The organism is Stenotrophomonas sp. PS02298, from assembly GCF_029959445.1.
Classification (GTDB): domain Bacteria; phylum Pseudomonadota; class Gammaproteobacteria; order Xanthomonadales; family Xanthomonadaceae; genus Stenotrophomonas.
Genome location: NZ_JASCOR010000213.1, coordinates 1 through 5,961 on the forward strand (window position 1 = coordinate 1; position 5,961 = coordinate 5,961).

6 protein-coding genes are annotated in these 5,961 nt (G+C 64.2%); 2 read left to right on the forward strand and 4 right to left on the reverse strand.

Going from position 1 to position 5,961, the window contains the following annotated elements:
• Positions 1-207: 207 nt before the first annotated feature.
• The 3 genes from QMX78_RS19605 to QMX78_RS19615 form a co-directional block, all read right to left on the reverse strand.
• A complete protein-coding gene (locus QMX78_RS19605) occupies positions 208-780 on the reverse strand; it encodes an Ax21 family protein (protein WP_282272736.1) in 573 nt (190 codons plus the stop codon).
• A gap of 212 nt (positions 781-992) precedes the next feature.
• Positions 993-1,448, reverse strand: a complete 456-nt coding sequence (cueR, locus tag QMX78_RS19610; RefSeq protein ID WP_282272738.1) for a Cu(I)-responsive transcriptional regulator — start codon at positions 1,446-1,448, stop codon at positions 993-995.
• 24 nt (positions 1,449-1,472) lie between these two features.
• A complete protein-coding gene (locus QMX78_RS19615; protein ID WP_282272740.1) occupies positions 1,473-3,965 on the reverse strand; it encodes a heavy metal translocating P-type ATPase in 2,493 nt (830 codons plus the stop codon).
• Positions 3,966-4,096: 131 nt separating this feature from the next.
• On the opposite strand from QMX78_RS19615, the gene QMX78_RS19620 reads away from it, so the two are divergent.
• On the forward strand, positions 4,097-4,285 hold the full coding sequence (locus QMX78_RS19620) for a heavy-metal-associated domain-containing protein (RefSeq protein WP_282272742.1): 189 nt from the start codon (positions 4,097-4,099) through the stop codon (positions 4,283-4,285).
• A 127-nt stretch (positions 4,286-4,412) separates the two neighbouring features.
• Here QMX78_RS19620 and QMX78_RS19625 read toward each other — a convergent pair whose 3' ends face one another.
• Positions 4,413-4,817, reverse strand: a complete 405-nt coding sequence (locus QMX78_RS19625; protein WP_282272744.1) for a hypothetical protein — start codon at positions 4,815-4,817, stop codon at positions 4,413-4,415.
• 130 nt (positions 4,818-4,947) lie between these two features.
• On the opposite strand from QMX78_RS19625, the gene QMX78_RS19630 reads away from it, so the two are divergent.
• Positions 4,948-5,337 carry a DUF6165 family protein gene (locus QMX78_RS19630; RefSeq protein WP_282272746.1) on the forward strand — a complete coding sequence of 130 codons (390 nt, stop codon included), beginning with the start codon at positions 4,948-4,950 and terminating at the stop codon, positions 5,335-5,337.
• Positions 5,338-5,961 lie beyond the last annotated feature (624 nt).

The window sequence follows — 5,961 nt, forward strand, 5'->3', positions numbered from 1 at the left end:
CAGCCCCAACCCCTCTCCCGCAGGCGGGAGAGGGGCTCGGATCACGTCGGCTGCTAGTCCACTAGCCCCTCTCCCGCGTGCGGGAGAGGGGTTGGGGTGAGGGGAGGCTTCCAGCTAAAAATCTCGAACAACAGCAAGAACCCAAAAGAAAAGGCCCGGCAAAGCCGGGCCCTCCTTCGCTACATGACGCCAAGGCGTCAGTACGTCTTACCAGCTGAAGCGCGGACCCACGGTCCACTGCTTGTCGCCGTCACCGGTCATCTTGATGTCGCCATTGATGCCCCAGTTCTGGTTCAACTTCACCTGGCCGCCAAGACGGCCGTAGAAGTCACCGTCCGGATTGACGCCGTGCTTCTTGCTGAAGTCTTCGTAGCCAGCCATGGCGTACACCTCGGCATGCTTGCCGAATGCGGTGCGGATGCCGGCTTCAGCGCTGTAGCCTTCGAAGTCCAGATCGATGTGCTTCGGGTCGAACTTTTCGTAAGCCACGCGAGCAACGAAATCGGTGGACGGTGCAATTTCCTTGTTGAAGCCAGCGCCAACGCGCCACTGGTCGATATCAAGGTTGGTGCGCGAGATTTCCTGGCGGGTGTATTCGCCGAAAGCGTGGAAGTTCGGCAGGAACCCGTAGGAACCCTTTACACCCCAACCTTCAGCCTTGCCGTCGGCCGAGGTCTTGGCGTAGTCGGCTTCAGCATAGTTGTAGGACAGGCCGTCAGCGGCCGAAGCGGCGAACGGGAGGGCGGCAACCAGCGCCAGGGCAATCAACGAAGTCTTCATGGGGGGTACTACCTCTGCATTACTGAGCTTGATGGCACGACAGCAAACAGCTGTCTGCGTCCGGATGTAAGTTTTCCGTTAGACGCCCCAACAAACCCTGAAACCACGCCTGCAATAAAACGCCGATTTTTGGCTTTTATTCAGGCGTTTTCTGGCACGCGCGGCGCGCGTGCACTTTGCATTCCGTTCATTTTCGCAATTGCACGCAATAATCAGCGTGCGCGCTTGCCTGCGGAGACGCCGCCAAATGTGGTTGGCAATGCGGCGTCGTGCAGCGGCACGCCGGTCTCGATATCACGCAGGATGGGGCAATCCGGGCGGTCGTCACCGGCACAGCAATTGGCCAGCGCCTGCACGGTCTGCACCATGCCCTGCAGTTCGGCGATGCGCTGCTGCAATACCTGCACGTGCTCCAGCGCCATGCGCTTGACGTCGCCGCTGTGGCGCGAGCGGTCGCGCCACAGCTCCAGCAGTTCGCCGATACGCTCCACGCTGAAGCCCATGTCACGCGAGCGCTTGATGAAACCCAACGTATGGATGTCACGCGGTGCGTACAGGCGGTAGCCGGCGTCGGTACGTGCCACCGGCCCGATCAGGCCGATGTCCTCGTAGTAACGGATCATCTTGGCGGAGATGCCGGAAGCCTTGGCGGCCTGGCCGATGTTCATGCCCTCTTCCATCGTCATCACTCCTCAAGCGTCCATCTGTGGGGCGCGGAAGCGCTTCAGGCGCAGCGCATTGCCGAGCACGAACACCGATGACAGCGCCATCGCGCCGGCCGCAAACACCGGCGACAACAGGATGCTCCAGACCGGATACAACACGCCGGCAGCGACCGGAATCAAGGCCGCGTTGTAGACGAAGGCCCAGAACAGGTTCTGGCGGATATTGCCCATCGTCGCCTTGCTCAGCGCGATGGCATTGGGCACGCCCTGCAGGCTGCCGGACATCAGCACCACATCGGCCGCTTCAATCGCCACGTCGGTGCCGGTGCCAATCGCCAGACCGACATCGGCTTCGGCCAAGGCCGGCGCGTCGTTGATGCCATCGCCGACATAGGCCAACCGCCCGTGTTCGGCCTTGAGCCGACGTACCGCATCGACCTTGCCTTCCGGCAGCACTTCGGCAACAACTTCATCGATGCCGAGTTGGCGCGCGATGGCTTCAGCGGTGCGACGGTTGTCGCCGGTGATCATCGCCACTTTCAGGCCCAGCGCATGCAGGCTGGCGATGGCAGCGCGGGTATCGGACTTGATCGGGTCGGAGACCGCGATGATGGCCGCCAAGCGGCCATCCAGTGCTGCGTACAGCGGAGTCTTACCCTCTTCGCCCAGACGCTGTGCCTCGGCAGCGAATGCCGCCACATCCAGGCCGAGCTTCTGCATGAAGCGATCAGCACCCACTTCCACACGCACGCCGTCCACTCTCGCACGCACGCCGTAGCCGGTCACCGATTCGAAAGCATCCACGGCCGGCAACTGCAGGTTTTCCTGCTGTGCGGCGGTGACGATGGCGCGGGCGATCGGATGCTCCGAGCGGTCTTCCACCGCCGCCACGCGTGCCAGCACCTCGCTGCGCTGGAAGCCGTCGGCCAGCTGCAGGTCGGTCAACAGCGGGCGGCCTTCGGTCAGCGTACCGGTCTTGTCCACCGCCACCACCTGCGCTTCCTTCAACAGCTGCAGCGCCTCGCCCTTGCGGAACAGCACGCCCAACTCGGCGCCACGACCGGTGCCGACCATGATCGAGGTTGGCGTCGCCAGGCCCATTGCACACGGGCAGGCAATGATCAGCACCGCCACCGCATTGACCAGGCCGAAGGTCAGCGCCGGTTCGGGGCCGAAGATCAGCCACACCGCGAAGGTCAGCAGCGCCAAGCCCATCACGATCGGCACGAACACCAGGGTGATGCGATCAACCAGCGCCTGGATCGGCAGCTTGGCGCTCTGCGCCTGTTCCACCAGGCGGATGATCTGCGCCAGCACGGTTGCCCCGCCGACGGCGGTGGCACGCACGCCGAGCGCGCCGGTCTGGTTGACGGTGCCACCAATGACGTTGCTGCCCGGCGCCTTCTGCACCGGCACCGGCTCGCCGCTGATCATCGATTCATCGACATAACTGTCGCCGTCGACAACCTCACCATCCACCGCGATGCGCTCGCCCGGGCGCACTTCGATCACGTCGCCACTGGCAATCTGTTCCAGTGGCAGCTCGACCACGCTGCCAGCGCGACGCACACGCGCGGTCTTGGCCTGCAGCTTCAGCAGACGCTTGATCGCCTCGGAGGTGCGGCCCTTGGCCTTTGCCTCCAACATGCGACCGAGCAGGATCAAGGTGACGATGACCGCGGCGGCCTCGTAGTAAACGTTGACGGTGCCTGCCGGCAGCAGCCGCGGCAGGAAGGTCGCAACCAGTGAGTAGCCGTACGCCGCCAGCGTGCCGACCGCGACCAGCGAGTTCATGTCCGGCGCTGCGCGCAGCAGGGCCGGGATGCCCTTCTGGTAGAAACGGCGACCCGGGAACACCAGCACCAGCGTGGCCAGCACGAACTGCAGCAGCCAGCTGTTCTGTGTACCCAGCGTGCCGGCGATGAAGTGATGGAAGGCCGGGATCAGGTGCCCGCCCATTTCCAGCAGGAACACCGGAAGGCTCAGCGCGGCCGCTATCCACAGATCGCGCTTGAGCACGCGCAGGTCGTCGGCATGCCGTTGTGCCTGCTGATCCTCGTTGCTGTCGGCGCTGCCGATCACGCTGGCCGTGTATCCCGCCTTTTCGATCGCCGCCAACAACGCGGCCGGGGCGGCGCTGCCCTGCACGCTGGCGCGCTCGGTGGCCAGGTTGACGCTGGCCGACTGCACGCCGGGCACCGCCTTCAGCGCGCGCTCGACGCGGCCCACGCAGGAAGCACAGGTCATGCCTTCGATCAGCAGCTCCTGCGCGGCGGGGGCGGAAACCTCGTAGCCGGCCTTGTGTATGGCCTGCACCAGCGCTTCGCGCGGCACGCTGCCATCGGTCTGCACGCTGGCGCGTTCGGTGGCCAGATTGACGCTGGCCTGGCTGACCCCGGGGATGGCCTTCAGCACACGCTCTACCCGGCCCACGCAGGAGGCGCAGGTCATGCCCTCGATCATCAGATCTTCGGTAGCAGGCCCGGTCTTGTGCTTGCCCGGACTGGCGATGCTGCTCATCGGCACGTCTCCATTTCGATTGTTGGAGGCACCTTAAAGCTTCCAACGATGGCAGGGTCAAGCGCTCTTTATCGCTTGACCTTCCCATCGTGGCAAGCTGCAAGCTGGCTCCACCCCAACGGAGAAACCCCATGAAACTGCATATCGAAAGCATGACCTGCGGCGGCTGCGCACGCAGCGTGACGGCTGCCATCAAGGATGTGGACCCCGCCGCCACGGTCGACATCGACCTGCCCGGCAGGAACGTGAAAATCGAGTCCAGCCAGCCGGTGGAAAGCCTCACCAAGGCGCTGGAAGACGTGGGCTTCCCGGCGAAGTAACGCCGATCTGCCGTTGTAGGAACGGCGTAAGCCGCGAAGCTGGCGGATTACCAGTTCGAGGCATTGCCGGGTTGTCATGGACTCCCGGCTTCGCGGCTGACGCCGCTCCTACAAACCTGACGTTCCCTCAGCGCGCGCGTTTCCACACTTCACGCTCAACCCGGCGCTCGCCGTCCCAGCGCTCCAGCGTCCACACATCGCCTTCCAGGGTGTAGCGGAAGCTGTAGCTGCCCCCGTTCTCCAACGGATACGACGCCATCAACGGCGTTTCCACATAGTGCCCGTCAGCACTGCGATACGTGCCTGAGCCGCCGGCCCAGAACTTGCCATCGCTGGTGGTGGTGAAGGCAAAACGGCCATCGGCCAATATCTTGGTGCCGGCCAGCTTCTGGCTGGCGTAATCCACGACCGCCCCTTCCGGGTTGATGAACTCCCCCGATTGCAGCTGCCAGGCACCCTGCAGGCCCTCGGCGCCGTGTGCGCTGGCAGCGCCCAGCATCAATACAGCGGTGGCGAAAGAACGCAGCAGCATCGGCAAGTCCTGGTCGGGATGGGCCCGCATTGTGCGCATCGCCGCTGCCCGAGCGCCAATACCGGTTCATTGGCAACCTTTGGCGGGGCGCTATCATTGCCGCATTAGACGAATCAACGGCGGCCACAACGTGCAGACCCTACTCACCCCGGTATCGATTGGCGAACTGATCGACAAGATCACCATCCTCGAGATCAAGGCCGAGCGCATCACCGACACCGCCAAGCTGGCCAACGTACGCACCGAGCTGCAGGGCCTGTGGCCGCTGTGGCTGTCGCAGCAGGAAGCGCGCCCGTCGCTGAGCGCGCTCAAGGACCAGCTCAAGGTCATCAACGAGCGCATGTGGGAGATCCAGGACCGCCTGCGCGAGAAGGAAGCGGCGCAGGATTTCGGTGCGGAGTTCATCACCTTGGCGCGCGGCGTGTACGGCACCAATGGCGAGCGCATCGTCGTCAAGAACGAGATCAACCGCGTTGCCGGTTCGGCGCTGGTTGAAGAGAAGCAGTACCAGGGCGAGTAAGCGCCCTGCCCCCTCCCTTTCGCGCAGCGAAGGGGAGGGTTGGGGAGGGGGGCTCTCAGCGGCAACCCCAAAGCCTCAAGCAAAAACCAACCCCCTCCCAACCTCCCCCTTGGCTTACGCCAAAGGGGAGGAGCCAAGCGCTCCCGGCCACGCAAACAGCCAGGCCCCCTCCCTTTCGCGCAGCGAAGGGGAGGGTTGGGAAGGGGTGCTCTTCGCAACAACCCCAAAGCCTCAAGCAAGGGCCAACCCCCTCCCAACCTCCCCCTTGGCCTACGCCAAAGGGGAGGAGCCAAGCACTACCGGCCACGCAAGCAGCCAAGCCCCCTCCCTTTCGCGCAGCGAAGGGGAGGGTTGGGGAGGGGTGCTCTTGGCAGCGATCGCAAAGCCTCAAGCAAAAACCAACCCCCTCCCAGCCTCCCCCTTGGCTTACGCCAAAGGGGAGGAGCCAAGCACTACCGGCCACGCAAGCAGCCAAGCCCCCTCCCTTTCGCGCAGCGAAGGGGAGGGTTGGGGAGGGGTGCTCTTCGCAACAACCCCAAAGCCTCAAGCAAGGGCCAACCCCCTCCCAACCTCCCCCTTGGCCTACGCCAAAGGGGAGGAGCCAAGCACTACCGGCCACGCCAG

Excerpts from the sequence above, each read along its gene's own strand:
- QMX78_RS19605 (WP_282272736.1), bottom strand. The coding sequence starts at position 780 with ATGAAGACTTCGTTGATTGCCCTGGCGCTGGTTGCCGCCCTCCCGTTC.
- cueR (WP_282272738.1), bottom strand. The coding sequence starts at position 1,448 with ATGAACATCGGCCAGGCCGCCAAGGCTTCCGGCATCTCCGCCAAGATG.
- QMX78_RS19615 (WP_282272740.1), bottom strand. The coding sequence starts at position 3,965 with ATGAGCAGCATCGCCAGTCCGGGCAAGCACAAGACCGGGCCTGCTACC.
- QMX78_RS19620 (WP_282272742.1), top strand. The coding sequence starts at position 4,097 with ATGAAACTGCATATCGAAAGCATGACCTGCGGCGGCTGCGCACGCAGC.
- QMX78_RS19625 (WP_282272744.1), bottom strand. The coding sequence starts at position 4,817 with ATGCTGCTGCGTTCTTTCGCCACCGCTGTATTGATGCTGGGCGCTGCC.